Source organism: Streptomyces sp. GL_148 (assembly GCF_057834205.1).
The window spans coordinates 3,787,153-3,805,966 of the sequence record NZ_CM174396.1 but is presented as its reverse complement, the minus strand read 5'-3'; the positions used below and the strand labels follow the sequence as shown (position 1 = coordinate 3,805,966).

Sequence of the window (18,814 nt, the reverse complement as noted above, 5' to 3'; positions counted from 1 at the left end):
CCCAACGTGCTCAACGGGGAACAGCATGGCAGCGCAACGGCTACGGTGGAAGCCTCTTCGCAGAATTCTGTGAGACTCCTTCCGTCTTCGAACTTCCGTGCACGCACGGGCAGTTGCACCTAATCGCGGAACATTCCGCGAAATGACGGAAGGCGCGTTGCGCAGCTCGAATGTCCGCCGTCAGACTGTGAGGCGACACGTAGGGGAGGGTGATCGTGAACGACCTCAGCTCGACGGCTGGTACAGGGGCTTCAGAGGGGCCCGTCATCGAGTCCGCTTCGCCCGCGCTCTGCCGAGTGCAGCTGGGCGTGGAACTGCGGGCCGCTCGTACATCCGCTGGGAAGTCCGCATCCGAAGTGGCCCGCCACTTCTCCTGGGCGCCCTCGAAGCTCACACGGCTCGAAACGGCGGACAACGGGATAGTCGAGCCCGCCGACGTCGCCGCCCTGTGCGCGCTGTACGCAGTCCCGCCGGAGAAGGCCGCCGAGCTCGGCGGCTACGCAACGGTGACCAAGACCAAGAAGGACTGGTGGCAGCGCCAGGACGTGCGGGACGTCATCCAGCCCGGATTTAAAGCGTACTTGGGGCTGGAAGCCATCGCCGATCGTCTGATCAGCTACGAGTCCGAATACGTGCCCGGCCTGCTCCAGACCAAGGAGTACGTCCGGGCGATCATGGGACGGGCCAACGAGGGGCAGCCGGCCGATCAGCTTGATCTCAAGATCGCAGTCCGCATCACCCGGCAGGAAGTCCTCCGTCGCCAGGCCTCGCCGCCCGAGTTCACCGCGATCATCAACGAGGCTGTCCTCCGGCGACGGGTCGGTGGCCGGGACGTCATGCGGGCCCAACTTGCGTACATCGCCGAGGTCGCTGAGAGCATGCCTCACGTGAAGGTCCAAGTCATCCCGTTCGAACTCGGGGCTCACCCGGGGATGAACGGCAGCTTCACGTTCATGAAGTTCAGACAGCCGCTCAAGTCGATTGTCTACATGGAGAGTCTGGCCGGCGCCGGGGTATCCCGACGCGACCAGGACGTACGCAAGTACGAAGCCGCAGTCCGTGACCTGCAAGCCATCGCCCCAGGGTATGAGGACTCCCTGGGCATGATCAGAAACGCCTGTAAGGAGTACTGATGTCCATCCGTGCCGACGAGCTGTCCGTCGACTGGTTCTCGTCCAGCTACAGCAACGACCAGGGGGGCAACTGCGTGCAGGGAGGCCGCTGCAACAACGGCGACATGGCCGTCCGGGACTCCAAGGTGCCGAACGGAGACGCCTTCCGCTTCCAGCCCGCGGCCTGGCTGCCCTTCATCGAGCACGTGAAGCGCGCCGGCTAACCCACAGCGTCCACGCCTACGACTGGGCCGCCCTCCTCAAAACAGGTGGGGAGGGCGGCCCCGGTCAACTCTGGACTGCGTTGCAGCCTGCGGCAACCGTTCACGACGTCCCGGCCGTGGTGTCGGGTAGACCGCCGAGGTGACCTTTGAAGATCGCGCTCATCGACTCCGGAATCGGCCTTCTCGCGGCAGCAGCAGCCATGAGGCGCTTACGGCCCGACGCCGACCTGATCCTCTCCTCCGACCCGGACGGCATGCCCTGGGGGCCACGGACCGCTGCCGACCTCCGGCAGAGGGTCCTGGAAGCCGCCCAAGCAGCCGCATCCCACCGCCCAGACGCTCTGATCATCGCCTGCAACACCGCCACGGTGCACGCGCTGCCCGCCGTGAAGGCGGTACTCGAACCGGCGATCCCCGTCATCGGGACGGTACCCGCGGTGAAGACCGCGGTCGCGACTGGTGGACCCGTCGCGATCTGGGCCACACCAGCAACCACCGGCAGCAGCTACCAGACCGCCCTGATCCGCCTGCACGCAGCTGGAGTTCAGGTCACCCAGATCGCCTGCCCTGGACTCGCGGACGCAGTCCAGCACGCCGATTCGTCCGCCATCCGGGAGGCGGTAGCCGATGCCTCCCGGCGAACCCCAGCCGGTGTCACCGACGTAGTCCTCGGCTGCACCCACTACGAGCTCGTCGCCAACCAGATCCGAGCAGCCCTGCGCCGCCCCTCCCTCGTCACCCCGATCCTGCGCGGCTCGGCCGACGCGGTCGCCGCCCAGACCCTGCGCCGCCTGAACGGGCGATCCGGCGCGGCCGCCGCCGGAGAAGGCCGCCTGACCGTGCTGCTCAGCGGCCGCCAGTCGCGACTTCCCAACGCCGCCTTCGCCTACCCCGCCGGCGCCTACGTCTCGACACCGGCCCACGCCTGAGGAAGCGGCGAGGCCCCCGGAATCCCGAGGGCCTCTCCTTGATCAGTCGTCCACGACGGTCAGCTGTCCGCCGCCCGGACTGGTGCTCGTGGGCGGATCACTGCGGTACAGCCAGTTCGGCAGCAGGTTGTGCACGACGGGCAGCGCCGTCACCCGGGTGACGGCACCGGCTACCGCGAGGGCGACAGCGACGCCCGCAGCGGTCTGAGGGATGCCCGCCGCGTCCACGATCAGCGGGAAGCCCGCAGCCAGACCCAGAAGGGTCTGGAACACCGTACGGATCGTTCTCTGGTTCGCATCGGATGCGCTGCGCGACTTGGTCACTTCGGTACCTTCAGCTTCTGGCCGGGGTGGATCACGTAGGGGGAGAGGATGTCGTTCTCGCGCGCCAGGGCGAGCCAGTTCACGCCGAGCTGCTGTCCGATGCCGGACAGGGTGTCACCGCTGCGGACCGTGTAGAGGTCGGAGCCCCCGCCGGGCGACCCCGCGAGGCGTCCGGCGATGCGCTGGCGCAGGCCCGACATGGCGAAGCCCTTCGGGTCGACCTTGCCGGGCTGCCACTCCTTGTGCCCGATCACGCTGGCCGCTCCCCACTTGTGAGCACGGCAGATCGCGGCGGAGACCTTCTCGATGGCCCCCAGCTGCGCCCCCGGCCAGGGATCCGCGCCGTCGCCGAGGTTCTCGCACTCGAAGCCGTAGAAGGCGGTGTTGCCATCGGCGTCCGCTTCGTTCGCCGCCGGCAGTGCCCGTTCCGCGATCACCGCAGCCAGAACGTCGGAGTCGCCGGCCCCGGCATGATTCGCCCGGCCGTTGCCGACCAGGTAGACGGTGCCGTCCTTGGCGATGACACCGTGGCAGAGAGGACCCGGGAGGCCCGAGTAGCCGTTCTCGCAGATGCTGACCGTGTTCGCGGTGCCGGACGTCACCGTGTGGTGGATCATCACGCCGCGGACGGGGCCCCAAGGCCCCTTGTGGTTCCGGTTGTGGGTGCGCCAACCGGGGCGCTCGACGACGCGCACGCCCTCAGCGCGCAGCGCCGCCACGAGTGCATCAGCACTCAGAGGTGTAGCCATGTTCGAATCTCGGATTCTCCCGCGCCCAAGATCAAAAAAGGTAGGCGGAGCCCGCGTCAGCGAGCCGTGCCCTGCGTGACCAGCCACAGCTGGAGCACCATCAGTAGCAGCGGCGCCACGAACGACGAGAGCACCAGGCGGCGAGTTGCCGCCGCCTGCGCCTGGTCCTCCCGGCGCTGCTGTTCTGCCCGCTCGGCAACCTGGTCGTGCTCGCCGCGGAGTCCAGCAAGAGCCGCCTCGACAGCCCCGATGCGCTGCTCTGTCGCCCGCTGGTCAGCCCGGTACACATCCTGGGTAACCACCTGGTCGAGCCGAGCCGCCAGATGAGCAAGGTCTCCACGCAGGTCCTCACGGAGCTGCGAAACCGCGCGGTGCAGCTCCCACAGCGTCGGCTCTGCGCTCGGCGGCACGGACACGGACATCACTCCTGACGGCCCCGCGCGCCTGAAGTCGATCGTACGTGCGCAGGCAGGACGCCCCTGGTGCTGACGCCCGGGGGCGGGCCCGCAGGTAGTCCTGCGGCCCGCCCCGCCGCTACTTCACGTACGTGACCTTCAGCTGCGGCGGGTACCCCTGGCCGACGCCGTGAGCACGTCCGTAGTACGTGCTGTCCGTGCTGTTCGGGTCCAGCGCGATCCCTCTCCACTTCGTCTCGTCGAAGATGGCCGTGATGTCGATCCACTGGCCTTCGTTGCGGCGAAACGAGACGCTCATCGACTGGCCGTCGCTGCTGAAGCTACCCGGCCGCGCGCCGTGGCTGTGCGCCTTGATGACCGCCGTACCGCCGTCCGCGTAGTACCAGTGCTCGAAGTACACGTACAGCTGGACCTTCTCGATCTTGGCGCCGCTCAGGTCGGTGCTCAGCGATGCCGGGAAACCGACGAGCGAGGCGGTCAGACCGTTGGTGCTCGAGTAGTAACCCTGGAGCATCTGGTTCCCGTGGTAGCTGCTGTACCCGCCTCGGTTGGTGTAAGTGCCCGACCATGCCGCGCTGTACGTCTTCTCGTACCGCTGGGTCGCGGGCTTCGTCGGCTCCGTTCCGCCACCGGCACCACCGCGGTTGAATTCGCCGGTGTTCGCGATGGCCCGGCCGACGTCCTCGACGTACATCGTCGCCGGGAACCCGCCGCCCCCGAAGAGGGCGACGGTCCCGCCCGCCGCTCCCCACCGCCACATGAAGGTACTGAGGAGACGGTGAACACCGGCACCCAGGGCGGCACCGGAGGTGATCAGCTCAAGGCGTAGCCGCTGCCATCCGCCACCTGCCGGGACCACGTTGCTCTGGAGTTGTTTAGAGGTGACGGTCGGGGCTGCCGTCCCGCCGTCGCGGAGGAGCAGCAACAGCTCGCCTCCGCCAGCGGAAGGATCCGCGTAGGCGTCGACGACGATGCGGTACTGCCGGTCCGCTTGGAGGCGGACAGGTAGCTCGATGTAGCCGGTCTCCGTATCCATGGCAGCCTGCACCCCGGCGGTCGTCGTGTGCACGGCGATGATGCCGCGCGCCAAGTCGGAGAGCTGTGTCTCCAGCTTCTCGCCGTTGACGGAGAGCACGCCGGCAACGGACAAGTCGTTGAACGCACCGTGCCCGTCCTGGTTGATCGTGGCCACGGGGACGCCGTCGTTGGCGATCGTCAGGTACTGCGGCCTCCCAGTGACCAGCGAGATCGATTCCTCACCGTCCTGGTCGTACAGCCGCAGCCCTTCGGGGCTGATCTCGGCACGGGCACCGGAGCTCGTGGACGACATCACCAGCCGGATCACTACGTTGTCGAACGTGACCGTGCCGACGGTCGCGTCGTTGACCGCGACGCGCATGCGGCCCGTGACGGTCTGAGCTGGGGCAACCAAGTTGGCGTTGCCGGACATGAACAGCCAGCCCTTGCCCGCCGCACCGCTCGCGCTGCCCACCGTGCTGTAGCCCAGCGTCGCGCCGGCCGCATCCTCCCAACGGACGTACACCGTCGCGTTCCTGCCCACCCAGTCCGCGCTGATCTGGTAGTCGGCGGCCGCCCAGATCCGCATGCCCGGCGTCGCGGAGAACAGTCCGAGCGTGAGCGTCCGGTCCGTAGCCGTCGCCGCCGTGCAGTCGGCACGCAACGCCTTCGGGGTGTCGCGGCCTGGAGTGACGATGCTCCACCCGCCGCTCACAGCAGCCCGCTTCAACGAGACGTCACCCTCGAAGCTGCCGTCGGCCACCAAGTTGCCGTCGACCCCGAGTGCGATCTTGTCGGCGGTGATCGTGCCCGCCTTGATGTGGATGGCCTCAACGGCGCCCGCCGCGATCGCCGAAGCCGTCACCGAGTTCACGGCCAGCTTCTCCGCCGTAATGGCCAGCGCGGCCACCTTGTCCGCAGTGATGGAGGAGGCGGCGATCTTCTCCGCCGTCACCGTCAACGCCGCGAGCTTGTCCGTGGTGATCGAACCCGCGAACACCTTCGGGGAGGTGATCGCCCCGTCCGCGATCTGCACACCGGCCACGATCGGCCGGACGCAGGCGTTGTCCCACCACAACGTTCCCGCCGTGCTGGCGCCGGACTCGACCCGCGCACGGGCACGGACCGCGCCGTCTGGTGCCGTGACGGTGGCTGACAAGCGTGCCCACTGCCCGCGCACCGGGCTTGTCGTGCGGGCCTTGCTGTAGCTGAGGATCTTCCCGTCTGCGGCCTCCCACCGCATGTGGAAGCTGACCTCCGCTCCCGCCCAGTCCTCGGAGGCGAAGTAGTCGCTGGCCAGGTAGAGCTGATCTCCGGGAGTGGCCGGGAGCAGAGTGAGGTCCACCGCGCGGTACACGGCTGTCGCGGACACGGCGTCGATGCGCAGCGACGCAGGGGACCCGTTCCCGCGGGTCTTGTCCTGGGTCGCGTAGGGGATGGCCGCCGTCAGGGCCACGGTCGGGGCGCCTTCGAAGGATGGGTCCGCGAGGATGTTCGCGGTGCCGACCACGGTCAGCTTGTCCGTGGTGATCGCGCCAGCGACGACGTGCCCGGCAGATACCGTGGCGGCCTGGAGTTCCCGGCCGCTGATCGTGTCCGCGGCGACCTTGCCCGCCGTCACCGAATCCGTCGCGAGGGCGCCCGTCGTCACCGATCCGGCAACGAGGTTGCTGCTGTCGACGATGCCCGTCTTGAGGGTCTCGACAGTGACCGCGTCCACCTGCATGATCCCGGTCGAGCTGTTCGCGCCCGTCGGGGTGGATTCGTAGTTGAGGAAGAGGAACGGCACCAGGAAGCGCACTTGGTCGTGGAGCTTGCCCGGGGCCCGAGGGTCCGGGCAGACCCCTGCCGTTCCGGTTACCCCGGCCGGCGCACGGCCGCGCAGATAGCCGGTGAACACCTGCCAGCCCGAACCGGCGTCCAAGGGTGTCCGGGATGCCGCGCAGTAGTAGTGGGTGCCCGTCGAGTTGGCTCCGGTCCGGTTCACCATCGTGGTGCCGTCCGCTGCGAACCCCATCACGCCCACGTACAGGTCGTCGGTCCCGGACGCGGATGGACTGGTCGTCCGTACGCGCGCTGACACCCGGTAGAGGGTGTCGGGGTCGTACGGGATCGGAGTGGTCCCGCGCACCACGGCGTAGCCGCTGGCCTGCCCGACAGTCCGCCCGGTCGGGGCATCCGGGACACCCGTCAAGAACTCCCACTTGGCCCCGGCCCCCACCGCGACCTGAGCCCACGCTGACGGGTCACCGAGTGCGTCCACGTAGTGCTGGGTGATGCCGTCGGCCAAGGTGCCACCGAGCGCGTTCAGGGTGACGGCGCCCGAGCCGATCTTGTCGCCGGTCACCGACGCCTTCGCGAGCTTCGCCGCGAGCACAGCACCGTCCGCGAGCGCGGCCGTCTTCACCGCACCGACTGCGATCTTCGTGTCGGTAACGGCCTTCTCGGCGAGCTTGACCTCCGACACGATCCCGTCGAGGAGGTCCTGCCCCACGGCCTGGCGTGCCGCCGCGATCCGTGCAGCGGAGACCGGGCCGGGAATGCCGGCGGTCGTGAGCGCCACGAGCCGGACATGGCGGGGGACGTAGTCGCTGACCGCGACCGTCACCGTCGCCCCCGACGCACCTTCGATCGTCGCCGCCGGATTCCGGACGTCTACCTGCTCGTCGGCCGACAGCAGGAGATGTACCTGTACCCGGCCCAAGTTCAGCGGCGGGGCCGTCGCATCGGTGAACCCGCCATCCCAGCCGATCCGGAGGCCACCCAGCACGGGTACGACCTGCGGGACGGTGGGAGTCGGCGGAGGAGGGCCGTTGAACGTTGCGACGCCGGTCGTCCCGTCGAACTGCACGCCGACCGTCCCGGTCAGGACACCTTCCTCGTCGTACACCTCGATCGCACCCGCCTCCACCGAGGAGTAGGCCAGGCTCGACGTGCGGGCCTGCCCGGTGAGCCTGCGCTCAACATCCGCGAGCCGGGCGGCGATCTGTGTCAGATGGTTCGCCACATCAGCCCCCGTAGACGAATCGGTCAGCGCGGGCCAGCGACAGCGTGACCCGCTCTCCGTCGTCCCCCTGGGGAGGCCGGATCCGCCAGCCGGTGATCCGGCACCAGCCGACCCAGTTCACCCACTGGTCGTGGATCCGGACCCGTACGTCGTCGCCGACCTGCCACGAGCCGACCGGCGCCGACGGATGGTCGATGACCTGGATCTCGTGGACCTCGCCGAGAGCCTGCCGGGCGATGCGCTCACGGCGGGCCCGCGTAGCGAGACGGTCGTTGCCCTTCTCCGCGGGTATCTCGAGGATGCGTTCCATGCGCAGGCGCCCGTTACGCACGGCGTCGATGGCACGCCTACGTCCCCGGCCTTCGCCGGCACCGAGCGCGATGATCACCTGCGCGTATTCGTCCCCGTCGTACGTCACCGGCGCGACCGCAGAGATGTTCGCCCCGGTCGCGAACATGATGTCGGTACGCCGGGTACCCAGGCGCGGCCACCCAAGACGGATCTGCCCGGCTGGACGGCCCTCCAAATAGAGGGTGTCCTCCGTCCATTCCGGGCCGCCCTCGATCTTCGTCATGTCCTCCACGATGTCGCCGAGGACGGGGGCCTCCCACCAGTCGACCTTGTACGGCTCCGCGGGCGTGCCCACCTTTGTGCGGCTCGGCGACGGGTCGACCAGCACGTTGAGATCGCCGTCCGGCTGGCTCTGCGCGTAGGCCCACACATCGCGGATGACCTGGCAGGCGTCCGCGTGGACGTAGGGGCCGCGCCCGTCGAGCTGCCCGTGCACGTCATGCCGGCGGTGAAGGTAGGAGCCCCAGCCGCCCGCCTCGATGGGGAACTTGTCGCCCTCCGGCTCGGCCCTCCAGATCAGCCCGCCCCACAGCACGGTGTCGTCGCGCTCCACCGTCAGCACAGTGTTCGCGGGGCTGATGGTGGAGCCCACCAGGTTCTGGAAGGGAACGGGGACCTCGCCCGACAGGTCACCGGGCTCCGACAGGCCGGGCCCGAACTCGACACCGGACAGCGGAAGATCATGGACGAGCACAGCGCCGCTCAGGGCATCGTGGACTCGGTAGCGGTAGGCGGGCATGGTCAGATGCCTTCCTCGAACTCCAGGTCAGCGATGACCGTGGTGACGACGTCGGCCTGTAGGGAGCCCGCGTTGTCCTTCGTGAGGAAGACCAGGCCCTGGAGCCGCTGGGTGGTGCCCCGGATGTCGGCGGGGATGTCGATGGTGTCCGCGGCGATGGCGTTGATGCGGACGGATCCGTCCCCGCGGGTACTGCCGTCGTCGATCATGATCGACTGGCCCTGGATACCGCCGAGCCGGAACGCGGTGGAGCCCCAGATGCTCCCCATGACCTGGAGGCCGGAGATCGTCATGACGATGCGGGCACGCCGGGCCCACGTGGGGACGCGTATGTCGAAGCGGGAGGCCGGCGGCCAGTCGGCCCAGGTGCCCGAGTTCCCCTGCCAGTTCTGATCCGCGCCCGGCGAAGCGGTGTGCAGCTGTCGCTCCCGCCTCGGGTTCGCGATGGTCCGCACATCCTTGATCATCGAGTCCGTGACGACCTTGGCGTTCGCCGGGAGGTCGATCCTGGCGAGCGCGACGGCCGTCATCCCGGCTGGCGGCTTCACCGTGTTCGCCGCCACGTTGGAGATCACGTGGAAGTACCCGATGTCGTCTTTCTCCGGGTTCCGCACACCCTCGTACTCGGGGTCTTCGACGCGCAGCACGAGCAGGTCCGAGCGGCCCGAGACCCCGGTCGGCGCGATCGGCACGCTCTGGAAGCCCACGTTGTACTGCGTGTAGCTGCCCTGCCCCCACGCCATGGCGCCGCGGATGACCGCCGAGCCGTCACCGACGCGGACACCGATACCCGGCGTCGCGAGCTGGGTGACGCGCAGGTCGTCCGTCTCTGTGATGCCCTGAGCGCCGTGACTCAGGTCCCTCACCATCATGCGGAAGGCGCGCGCTGCGTGCGTGCCGCCGTGGACGAGAAGAGGGGGGTTGATCAGTGTCATGAGCAGGGAGTCCTTCAGGAGGTGGTTACAGGGATTTGAAGGCGGCCCGCCAGGTCACCGACAGGCGGGAGGCCGAGGAGTAGCCGCGCGCGGTCCACCACAGCTCGGTGGAGCCCACCGGGATCTGGAAGCGGTCCAGCCGGGAGTCCGTCGACATGCCCACGGCGACGTTCTCGGTGCCGTTGCGCAGCGCCCATCGCGTCCCGGGCCGGGTCTCGATGTCGATGTACTCGCCGGTGGTCAGCGACACGGACAGCTGGAGGAGCTGGCTCGTCTTCGGTATGTAGATGCGGGGGTCGATGCACGGGCCGGTGATCCGCAGGGTCGGCCACGCCGGGAGGGTGCCGTCGTTTCGGACCCAGCCGCGCCGCTCGTCCGGCAGGGAGATACCCGTGTTCAGCGGAGCGACCAGCGGCGCCTTCAGCCCGCCGAGGTCCTGCCGGGACAGCGACAGCCTCAGCGCGGACGTCGTGTCCGCGTAGAAGCGGGGGTCGACGGCCACGAACTCGATATCCAGGGGGATCCAGCCGACAGCCGCGTTCTCCCACGACGGATCTACCCGCCGCAGTCGGCCGAACAGGACGCGCGTCTCACGGCCAGGCCATTTGATCCGCAGCGGCATCACCGCACCCGGCGCCGTACGGGCATCGGCGGCGTCCGCGGCTTCTTGCAGGTCGGCGAGGATTTCCACGCCGGCCGCCGGGTCCCCGGGCGTCTTGATGCCGCAGTCGATGCGGATCGTCCGGGCCTCGTACCAGTCGGTGCCCGCCCACGCCCCGTCCGCGCCGGGCCGGGGCACGACATCACCACGCACCGGGGCCCGGCCCAGGCCCTCGATCTCCGCCATGGGCACGCGCGTGCCGTACCCGATGACGACACCACCCAGCTCCACCTGGAAGTCCTTCAGCACGGCGGTCATCGCAGCCCCCCGCGCTGTGCCCGCCGCAGCTGGTACGCCATGGACGCAGCGATGTCGTTCGCGGAGGCCGGGCTGTTCGCCACGTGGATGGTCTGCGTGCCGATCGCGGGTGACTGCTGCACCACGACGATCTGCGCGCGGCCACTCCCGGCATCCACAAGCTTGCGCGGTACCAGCCCATAGCCGAACTTCCCCGCGGTCGCACCGAGTACGGCTGTGGCTCTGCCCCGCTTCGCCGCAGCATGCGGGATGTACGACTCGCCACCGGTCTCGGGCTCCGCGAACTTGATCAGCCCCCTGGACGCCCCGGCGCCGCCGTAGACACCCGGCTCCCAGATACCGCCGTTCGCGTAGGCCAGTCCCCGGTTCGCCTTCACCAGGTCCGAGAGAAACCGCTCACCTCGAGCCCCCATGCTCCGCAGCTGGGACGACGCCCGGTTCGCGACCTCGATCAGCCGATCCTCACCGAGCCCGGTCACGTCCGCGACATCGTGAATGCCACGGCCGGCACCGAGCGCACCGATCAGCTTCACCAGGTCGGTCAGCTGCTCCCCGTCCAGAGACTTGCCCGCAGCCTTCGCCGCCGCGTTCGCCTTCTCCGCCTTGCCCTGGTCGCGCACCGCCTCCTGCGCGAGGGCCTCCGCGCTCGCATCGTTCTGCTGCGCCAGCCGCTCAGCGAGCGCACCGAAGCCATTCGTCGCCAGCTGGGTCAGGGCGCTCTGGAAGGACGCGTTGTCCTTCACCGCGTTCTGGAGCTGCGCCGTGTAGTCGGCCAGGCTCCCGCGGGCCGTCGCCGACAACTGCTTGAGCTGGTCAGCCATGTCCTGCACGTAGCGGGTCGAGCCGGTAGCCATCTTCCGGGTCAGCTCAACGCCATCAGCCCCCATGTCCTCCAACGCCTTGGCCACGTCCGTGCCGGCCCGCTGGGCGACGGTGGTCAGGTTGGAGCGCCAGGCCTGCGCCGTCGACACCGAGCTGCGCAGGTTCGACTCGAACAGGCCGAGGTCGAAGACTTCCTTGTCGCCCTTCTTCTTCTGCGACTTGGACACCACATCGCTGATGGAGAACCCGCCTCCACCGAGAGGCTGGTACGACCAGTCGGACAGCCCGCCGGACGCGTTGTACGTGACCTCACCGCCGAACCGGCGCGCCACCTGGTCGAGGATCGCCTTCGAGCGGGCCCGCTTACCGGACGCGAACGGGATGTACGCCTCGCCCTGGGTCTCGTCCTCCGCCCACACCCGCCACTCACCGCCGCGAGCGATCTGCGCGACGTGGTTCTCCCGGACACCACCGGAGGCGTACGTGAGGATGCCGCCGCTCGCGAACTGGTAGCCGTCCGCGTACGGGCCCGGCTGCCGCGAAGTCCTCCAGATGTCGTTGTGGACGGTGGTGACGGTCACCGTGCGCCCGTAGATGCCGTTGATGGCGCCCTGGATGGTCGCGGCCCCGCTCGTCGCCGACCCGGTCGGCACGGTCACCGACACGTTCTTGCTGCCCGGCACCGCCTCGATGGAGAAGCCGAGGTTCAGCAGCTCCTGGCGTGCGACGTCGGTCGGCGCGCTCACGATGACGGACTTCCCGCCGGGGACACCCGCGATGGCCGTCTTGACGTTCTCCAGGCTCGCGATCGTCTCCGCCGTCGACGACGACACCGCGACATGCTTCGCCCCGGGCGTCTGGCTGATCTTGGAGATCAGCGCGTCCAGGTCGGTGCGCGCCAAGTCGGTCGGCGCGGTCACCTGCACCCGCCGGTCCTTCAGGTCGGTGATGGAGAACCCGAGCTTCTTCAGGTCCTCGCGCGCCTCGTTCGACAGCGTCGCGATGGTCACCGTCTTGTTGTCGGGTGTCGCCTTCAGCGCCTGCTGCACGGCGATCAGCTCCGCCATCGACGCATCCATGCCGGCGGTCTGGAGGAGGATCGACACCTGCTCGGGCACCAGGCCCGCCGCATCGGCCAGCTTCCCCGCCTGCTCGGCCGACAGCCCGAAGCCCTTAGCCGTCGAGATCGCAGAATCACGCGCGGACTGCATCTGCTTCTGCGCCGCCTGGAGGGCTTCCGGGACGCTCTTCCCATTGGCCTCCGCGAACTGGTACGCCGCCAGGGCCGCGTCCGCCGAGTTCGTCGACAGCCCTTGCAGGACATCGAACAGCTTCTGCCCGTTGCGGGTCACCGTGGACAGCGAACCATCCATGTTCAGCAGGACCTTGCCGTACCCCTCGGCGTGGTCGACGCCGCCCTTCAGCGCATCGGACGCGTCCAGGACGCTGCGGTTCAGGCGGGCTTCGGCCGCCGACAGGTTCACCGACCCGCCGGCCAGAATGTTCAAGGCGTCGTGCAGCGCGCGGGCCCGGGTGTCCGCGTCCGCGGTGCTGTCCGAGAGGCGCCGCATCGCGTCGGAGAACTTCCCGAACGGGCCCACGCTGTCGGCGGCGGACTTGGCGCCCGAGCCCGTGGCGTCCGCGAGGTTCTTGGCGTCCTTCACGGCCTGCGACATCTCGCCCTTGACGGACCCCAATGCCTCGGCGGCCTTCGCGTAGGCGACACCCTGCTGCGTGTAGGTGTACTGGCCGCCGCCAGAGGTCACGATCAGCTCGCGGTTGGCGTCGGCGGTGCTCTGCAAGCTCTTCTGGAGGGCGTTGAGTCCGCCGTCCTGCCCGAGGTAGGCGTTGGTGAGCTGACGGGCGTTGACCCCGGCCTTCTCCATCACGTCGACCAGGCGTGCCTTGCCGTCGAAGACCTTCGCGTCCATGACGGCCTGCGCGGCGGCCCCGCGGACGCTGTCGGTGATCGCACCGTTGGACTCCCGCAGTGCCTGGGACAGGCCGCTGATCCGCTGCTGGTGATCGGCGGCAGCCTGCGCGGCCTTCTGCTGGGAGGAGGCCAGCATGGACAAGCCGATACCGGCTGCAGCGATGGCGACACCCCACGGGCCGCCGAGCGCACCCATCAGCCCGCGGGCGGCGCCGCCCAGCCCGACACCGATCGACCTGGCCAGACCGGACGCCGGACCCTCCGCAGCACGGAACGCGGCGCTCATCTGCCCGACGATCGGGATGCGGGTCTGGAGCACGGCGAGAGCCGAGCCGATACGGCCCACGGACTGGCCTTGGGCGGCGGCGAGCGTGGACTGCACACGCATCTGTTCGCCCCACGACCGGTACGCGCCGACCACCGGCCCCGACACCGTTCCAGCGAGGCGGGTCATCGTCGGGGCGACCCGGCTGGCCATCATCATCGCGATGATCGCGGTCTGTACCGGGCCTGGCAGTGCGGAGAACCCGCGCACCAGCCAGGCCACCACCTCACCGATCGGCTTGAGCGCACCGGACACGTACGAGGCCGCGCTGCTCGTCAGGTTCAGGGCGGTGACGATGATGTCCAGGGCGGTCGCACCGGCCCCGCTCTCGCTCGCCACGTCGGACAGTGCGTCCGCGACTGGTTCGAGGCCCTGGCCCAGGTTCCTGAAGATGTCGAGAGCGGCCCGGCCGGCGTTGACCACCACGTTGATAGCCGAAGCGAGCGCGTCGAACGCCAGGTTCTTCACCGGCGCCCCGAGGCTGCCGAGAACATCCCGGACCTCGGCCAGCCCGCTCGCAGCTGCCTTCGACGCCGACGGCCTGGCCAGGGTGTAGAGGTCGTGGAGGTAGTCCAGGGCCCCGGCGACGGCCGGAGTGCCCGAGCCGAGGACCTTCGTCGTCAGGCGGGTCAGTTTCTCCAGCGCGGGCGCGGCCGCCGTGTAGAGGACTTGGCCGCTGTTCTTCGCCTGGCTCTTCAACTGGTTGAGGGCACCGGCGAGGCCCTTGGTCTGGGAGGCGGCGATCTCACCGGCTGCTCCGGTGCGGCCGATGGCCGTCCGCATCTGGTCGAAGCTCTCGACGCCCTGATGGGCGAGGGCCATGGCACCGGCGAGGGCGGGCTTCCCGACGACCTTCGACAAGGCCGCGGTGAAGTCCTTCTGGCTCAGGCTGTGCTGGGCCTTCTCGAACCCTTCGACGACGGTCCGCAGGCCCTTGAAGTTGCCCTGTGCGTCCCATGCCTCGATGCCCAGCTCGGCGAGGCCTTCCTTCATCCGCTTCGTCGGAGCGGCCAGGTTCGTGAAGATCCCTCGCAGGGACGTTCCTGCCTTGGAGCCGAGGATGCCGGAGCGGGCCAGCATCGCCACGGACGCCGCCGTGTCCTCCAGCGAAATGCCGAGCTGGGCGGCGACCGGGCCGGTGTACGACATGGCGTAGTAGATGTCCTGGAGCCCACCGGAGGCCGCGTTCGCGCCGGCCGCAAGGACGTCAGCAGCTCGGCCCGCATTGTTCGAGCTGAGCCCGAATTGGTCCATGACGTCACCGAGATACCGGGCGGCGTCGGCGGCGGACAGGTTGTCGGCTGCGGCGAGTTGCATCGCCGCCCGCGCGTTCGCGATGGACGACGTGGAGGTCTGGCCCGCCTTCGCGAGCTCCAGCATCGCGTCTGCGGCCTTCGAGGCCGACGTGCCGGGGATCTTGAGGTCGGAGCCAAGTTCACGGGCCTTGGCCGCGGCCATGACCATCTCCTGGCCGGAGGCGTTCGTGACCGCGCCCCACTTCTGGATGGCGCGCTGGTACTCGTTGCCCTCCCGGGCGATCTCCGCGAGACCGGCGACGATGCCGCCACCGGCCACCAGACTCCGCAGGTGGTGCGCTTCCTGGCGGGCCCCGATGAGTCCGCGCCGCAGCTGGCGCATCGACGCGTCGCCATCCGAGCCGGCCTGACGAAGAGCACGCCGCGCACCGTCGGCGTCCGTGGAGATTCCGCGCAGCCCGGCGGAGCCGGAGCCGACACGGCCAAGGGTGCGGTGGAGGGAATCGACATCACGGCCGAGGGACCGCAGCGCGCCGGAGGCGCCACGGATGCTGGACAGCAGTTGCGCCGCGTCGGCGCGCATCTGCACGCTGAGCGTGTAGCTCGACACCTGGCCGGTGCCCTTACTCCCCGCGCGCCTACCTCGTGCGCCCCACCGCCCCCAAGCGGTGCGTGCGGGCCGCTAACGGCCCGCACGTCCAACTCAGTCCACCGTAGTGCTCCCGGCCGCACGGTCCCCGGCCTGAGCTTCGGCCGCCGTGCGGGGGATCAGCCCGATCCGTACGCCGTACCCGTCCGGCCCGTCCGGTACCTGCTGCTGCTCCGTGGCGATCAGCTCACAGCCCACGCACCGGACCGTCGTGCTCACGTACGCGTGCCGGTCACCACCCGCATCCTCGTCCCACTCGGCGCCCCGCGTGCCGCACTGCTCGCACACGCTGCGCCGGTACGCCTCATAGGCGAGCGCCTTCGCCCGGTCGCTCTCCGACCAGCGGCCGTCTCCGGCGCCGAGGAAGGAGGAGTGCGAGATCCGGTACCGGTCGCACACCTCTAGCTCGGCCCGGAGCTGACCGTCAGCGATCAGCCTTTTCCCAGCTCCGTGACCGTCGACCGGTTGATCTGCTGCGCCTGCCAGGCCGCCGCGAACAGGGCGTTGGACTCCGCGATCGGCCAGCTGTCCAGGAGGTCCTGGGCGTCCTCCACGGTCAGGCCCTCCACCACCTGGCCGTCCTCATCCCGCTCGATGTGCGCGGCGGCCACCAGCGCCGGCGGGAAGCTCTCGGGGTTCCAGGCGTCACCGGTCTCCGCCTGGTCCTCCGTCGGAGGGTTCTGCCGGATCAGCCCGTCGAGGACCGGACGCGGCAGAGCCCTGAACACGAGCCGATCCGACACCGCGTCGTAAGCGGCCTGCGCCGCGGCCAGCTCGGCCTGCGCCGCCTCAAGGTCGGCCTGCTCACCGCCGGTCTCTGCATCAGCCATCCGCAGACGGGCCAGGTTCAGCTTCGCCTGGTCGAGACGCTTCTGCGCGGCCGCGTCATCGCACAGCTGGAGAACCTGCTCCGGGAGCTGTCGGGCGCGGAGACGGGCGAGCTTGCTGGCCCAGTGGGCATCACGGGCAACAGCAGGCTCGGGCGGGGCGGGGGACGCGGTGGTGCCGGACATCAGGGGTGTCTCCAAGGGTGAAAGGGGGGTGGGGCCCGGCCGGGCCTTCGTCGAGCGCACGCCAACAAGGGATAGGGCGCAAGGACGCGGCAGGCCCGGCCGGGAGTTCAGGAGGAAGCAGGCAGCGTCTTCGGGGCGGCAGGCGGTACGGGCGCGTCCTGGAGCGGCTTCTCCGTGATCGAAAAGCTGACCACGAACTTGGCGGCCTCGTTGTCGACGGAGTACTGCGGGGACCGGGAGCCGATGCGCACTGGGAAGACGTCCATCGACCGGCTAGCCGGGATGTCGCCCTTGCGGAGGATCACCACCCAGCCCGTGGAGTCCTTCGTCAGGAGCTGCTCGATCTCGTCGGCGACCTTGTCCTCATAGAAGCCGAGGGACGAGTCGTCCGCCTGATCAGTGCCGGGAATCTTCGACTCAAACGTCGAGCCCAAATCCGGGGTCTCGATCGCCTGGTTCGACAGCGACCAACCATCGATCGCCGCGATGGCGTTCGTCAGGTCGGTGCCGGCGGCCAGTTCCGCCCGAGTAGGAAGGTTGCCAGCGTCTTTGACGGCCTTAAGCCACAGGATGCGCGTGATGCCGCGCCGCGAATACTTCTGGATCTGCAAGGGTCTACTGTCCGATTCCGGGACGGCAGCCGGACACGAGGGAGGCCCCGTCCCTCGACGTCTGCCGGGGAACCGGCCCGCCCCGAGAAGAGGGTGGGCGTCCGCGCGGGGGCCTCCGCGGTGAGGGAGAGAGCCAGGCTCAGCCAGAGACGGCGAGCCAAGGCCACTGCACGTAGAACAACATACTGTCAGCAAGGAGTCGCGTGCGCCGAGGGCGAGGGCGATTCGCGCGTGTCGGTGAGCAGACAAGCCTTCACTGTGACGTGCGACCGGAAGTCCTACTCCCGATGAGCTGCCGCGGAGGAACCCTCCGCAGCGCCTGGCGCTCTCTGGCAGAACTGCGCACGTGATATCACCTGGGTGGAGCCTTCGAGGTGAGTGCTGCTCACGCGTCGCACGATATCCCCCAATCGTGACACCTCAGCCCTCGCTGGAGCATGGCGGTCGGCGCGGCCTCTCCGTGGCGCGGCTCTGCCCACCGAATGGGGGCCGACGCCACCCCTTTCGGGGGAACCGGCCAGGCATTGCCAAGCCATGCGGGTACGGATACCGAAGCTGGGGTGGGACACCGAATGGTGCGCGCCCTCGTGCATCAGTCACTGGAGGACCCGATACCCCGGATCGCCCCGCTCAGCGGCATGAGCTGGGCGATCCGGTTCAGCCGTGGCCTGGACGGGCTTCTTCACAGGCACCCGTTCCATGCTGTTGGCCACGGCTGGAAAACCCCGGTGTGGTGCCGTGTTGGGGCACGGCACCACACCACCATCCGGGAGTGCGCATCGACCCGCTTCCGCCACGTGCGTTCAGCACCTCTGGTGGTGGGTGTCGTGCGGTGGCGCGTGGCCGATGGTGGGAGTTGGATTGGCCGTAACTGCTAAGGCAGATCCCCGAGTGAGGATGGGCGCATGCGATACGCAGGTACGACGATCATGGTCGACGATGTCGGCGCAGCGGTGAAGTTCTACAAGGAGGCATTCGGGCTGGACGAGGCATTCGCGGATCCCGACGGTACCTTCACCGTGCTGAGCGACGGCACACCGGGCTCGCTAGAGACGCGGGTGATTCTGTGCGTCGAGCACTGGAGCAAGATCGAAGATTTCACTGCCCCCGGGCAGCCCAATGGCTTCCGGATCGGTTTGGAGGTCGACGACGCCGACGCCGCATACCGCAAAGCCATCAACGCGGGTGCCATCAGCGCGAAGGTGCCGACCGTGCGCCCCTGGGGCCAGAGGGTGTCCATCGTCTTCGACCCTCACGGTGTCATCTTCGAGCTCGCCGAACCAGTCGAATACAAGTAGCAGGCGTCCACTCGAGCCTCTGCCCCTTCGGCCCGGCTATGCCCAGAGCCGCTGGGTTGGTGCGGAGGCAGGCGGCCACCCGGGCGGACCGCTCCGATGGCTGTCTGCGGTGGCTGGGGGCGGCTAACGCCAGGATGCTTGCTGCGACGTTCAGCTGTCCGCCCCTGGGCGGGTCGGCGTGCGTT

At 69.1% G+C, this 18,814-nt stretch carries 15 protein-coding genes; 4 read left to right on the top strand and 11 right to left on the bottom strand.

The annotated features are described in order from the left end of the window. Window positions 1-215 precede the first annotated feature (215 nt). The 3 genes from AC3IYI_RS17285 to AC3IYI_RS17275 all read left to right on the top strand — a co-directional run bounded on the left by AC3IYI_RS17285 (window position 216) and on the right by AC3IYI_RS17275 (window position 2,265). Window positions 216-1,133 carry a helix-turn-helix domain-containing protein gene (locus AC3IYI_RS17285; RefSeq protein WP_489402114.1) on the top strand — a complete coding sequence of 306 codons (918 nt, stop codon included), beginning with the start codon at window positions 216-218 and terminating at the stop codon, window positions 1,131-1,133. Beyond that, window positions 1,133-1,336, top strand: coding sequence for a DUF397 domain-containing protein (locus tag AC3IYI_RS17280; protein ID WP_489402113.1), 204 nt, complete (start codon window positions 1,133-1,135; stop codon window positions 1,334-1,336). Before AC3IYI_RS17285 ends, AC3IYI_RS17280 begins: the two co-directional genes overlap by 1 nt. Window positions 1,337-1,536: 200 nt before the next feature. After that, complete coding sequence (locus AC3IYI_RS17275) at window positions 1,537-2,265, top strand: glutamate racemase (protein ID WP_489411020.1); 729 nt, start codon at window positions 1,537-1,539, stop codon at window positions 2,263-2,265. Between the two features lie 42 nt (window positions 2,266-2,307). Here AC3IYI_RS17275 and AC3IYI_RS17270 read toward each other — a convergent pair whose 3' ends face one another. The 11 genes from AC3IYI_RS17270 to AC3IYI_RS17220 form a co-directional block, all read right to left on the bottom strand. Next, window positions 2,308-2,538 (bottom strand): hypothetical protein, encoded by a 231-nt coding sequence (locus tag AC3IYI_RS17270; RefSeq protein WP_489411019.1) that lies wholly within the window; start codon window positions 2,536-2,538, stop codon window positions 2,308-2,310. Window positions 2,539-2,585: 47 nt separating this feature from the next. Then, window positions 2,586-3,338, bottom strand: a complete 753-nt coding sequence (locus tag AC3IYI_RS17265) for an N-acetylmuramoyl-L-alanine amidase (RefSeq protein ID WP_489411018.1) — start codon at window positions 3,336-3,338, stop codon at window positions 2,586-2,588. Between the two features lie 56 nt (window positions 3,339-3,394). Further along, window positions 3,395-3,754: a hypothetical protein gene (locus AC3IYI_RS17260; protein WP_254386827.1), complete on the bottom strand. Its 360-nt coding sequence runs from the start codon at window positions 3,752-3,754 to the stop codon at window positions 3,395-3,397. A 118-nt stretch (window positions 3,755-3,872) separates the two neighbouring features. Next, window positions 3,873-7,778 carry a hypothetical protein gene (locus AC3IYI_RS17255; RefSeq protein ID WP_489411017.1) on the bottom strand — a complete coding sequence of 1,302 codons (3,906 nt, stop codon included), beginning with the start codon at window positions 7,776-7,778 and terminating at the stop codon, window positions 3,873-3,875. Between the two features lies 1 nt (window position 7,779). Then, complete coding sequence (locus AC3IYI_RS17250; protein ID WP_489411016.1) at window positions 7,780-8,868, bottom strand: hypothetical protein; 1,089 nt, start codon at window positions 8,866-8,868, stop codon at window positions 7,780-7,782. A gap of 2 nt (window positions 8,869-8,870) precedes the next feature. Continuing rightward, window positions 8,871-9,803, bottom strand: coding sequence for a hypothetical protein (locus tag AC3IYI_RS17245; RefSeq protein WP_489411015.1), 933 nt, complete (start codon window positions 9,801-9,803; stop codon window positions 8,871-8,873). A gap of 25 nt (window positions 9,804-9,828) precedes the next feature. Further along, complete coding sequence (locus AC3IYI_RS17240; RefSeq protein ID WP_489411014.1) at window positions 9,829-10,722, bottom strand: phage tail family protein; 894 nt, start codon at window positions 10,720-10,722, stop codon at window positions 9,829-9,831. After that, the gene (locus tag AC3IYI_RS17235; RefSeq protein ID WP_489411013.1) at window positions 10,719-15,668 is read right to left on the bottom strand and encodes a phage tail tape measure protein; all 4,950 of its coding nucleotides are present in this window, start codon (window positions 15,666-15,668) and stop codon (window positions 10,719-10,721) included. The genes AC3IYI_RS17240 and AC3IYI_RS17235 overlap by 4 nt, the downstream gene beginning before the upstream one ends. Before the next feature lie 93 nt (window positions 15,669-15,761). Further along, the gene (locus tag AC3IYI_RS17230; protein WP_489411012.1) at window positions 15,762-16,106 is read right to left on the bottom strand and encodes a hypothetical protein; all 345 of its coding nucleotides are present in this window, start codon (window positions 16,104-16,106) and stop codon (window positions 15,762-15,764) included. A 32-nt stretch (window positions 16,107-16,138) separates the two neighbouring features. Further along, a complete protein-coding gene (locus AC3IYI_RS17225; protein ID WP_489411011.1) occupies window positions 16,139-16,720 on the bottom strand; it encodes a hypothetical protein in 582 nt (193 codons plus the stop codon). 107 nt (window positions 16,721-16,827) lie between these two features. Beyond that, window positions 16,828-17,331, bottom strand: a complete 504-nt coding sequence (locus AC3IYI_RS17220; protein WP_489411010.1) for a phage tail tube protein — start codon at window positions 17,329-17,331, stop codon at window positions 16,828-16,830. A 905-nt stretch (window positions 17,332-18,236) separates the two neighbouring features. On the opposite strand from AC3IYI_RS17220, the gene AC3IYI_RS17215 reads away from it, so the two are divergent. Next, window positions 18,237-18,629, top strand: coding sequence for a VOC family protein (locus AC3IYI_RS17215; protein WP_489411009.1), 393 nt, complete (start codon window positions 18,237-18,239; stop codon window positions 18,627-18,629). The last annotated feature ends 185 nt before the right edge of the window (window positions 18,630-18,814 follow it).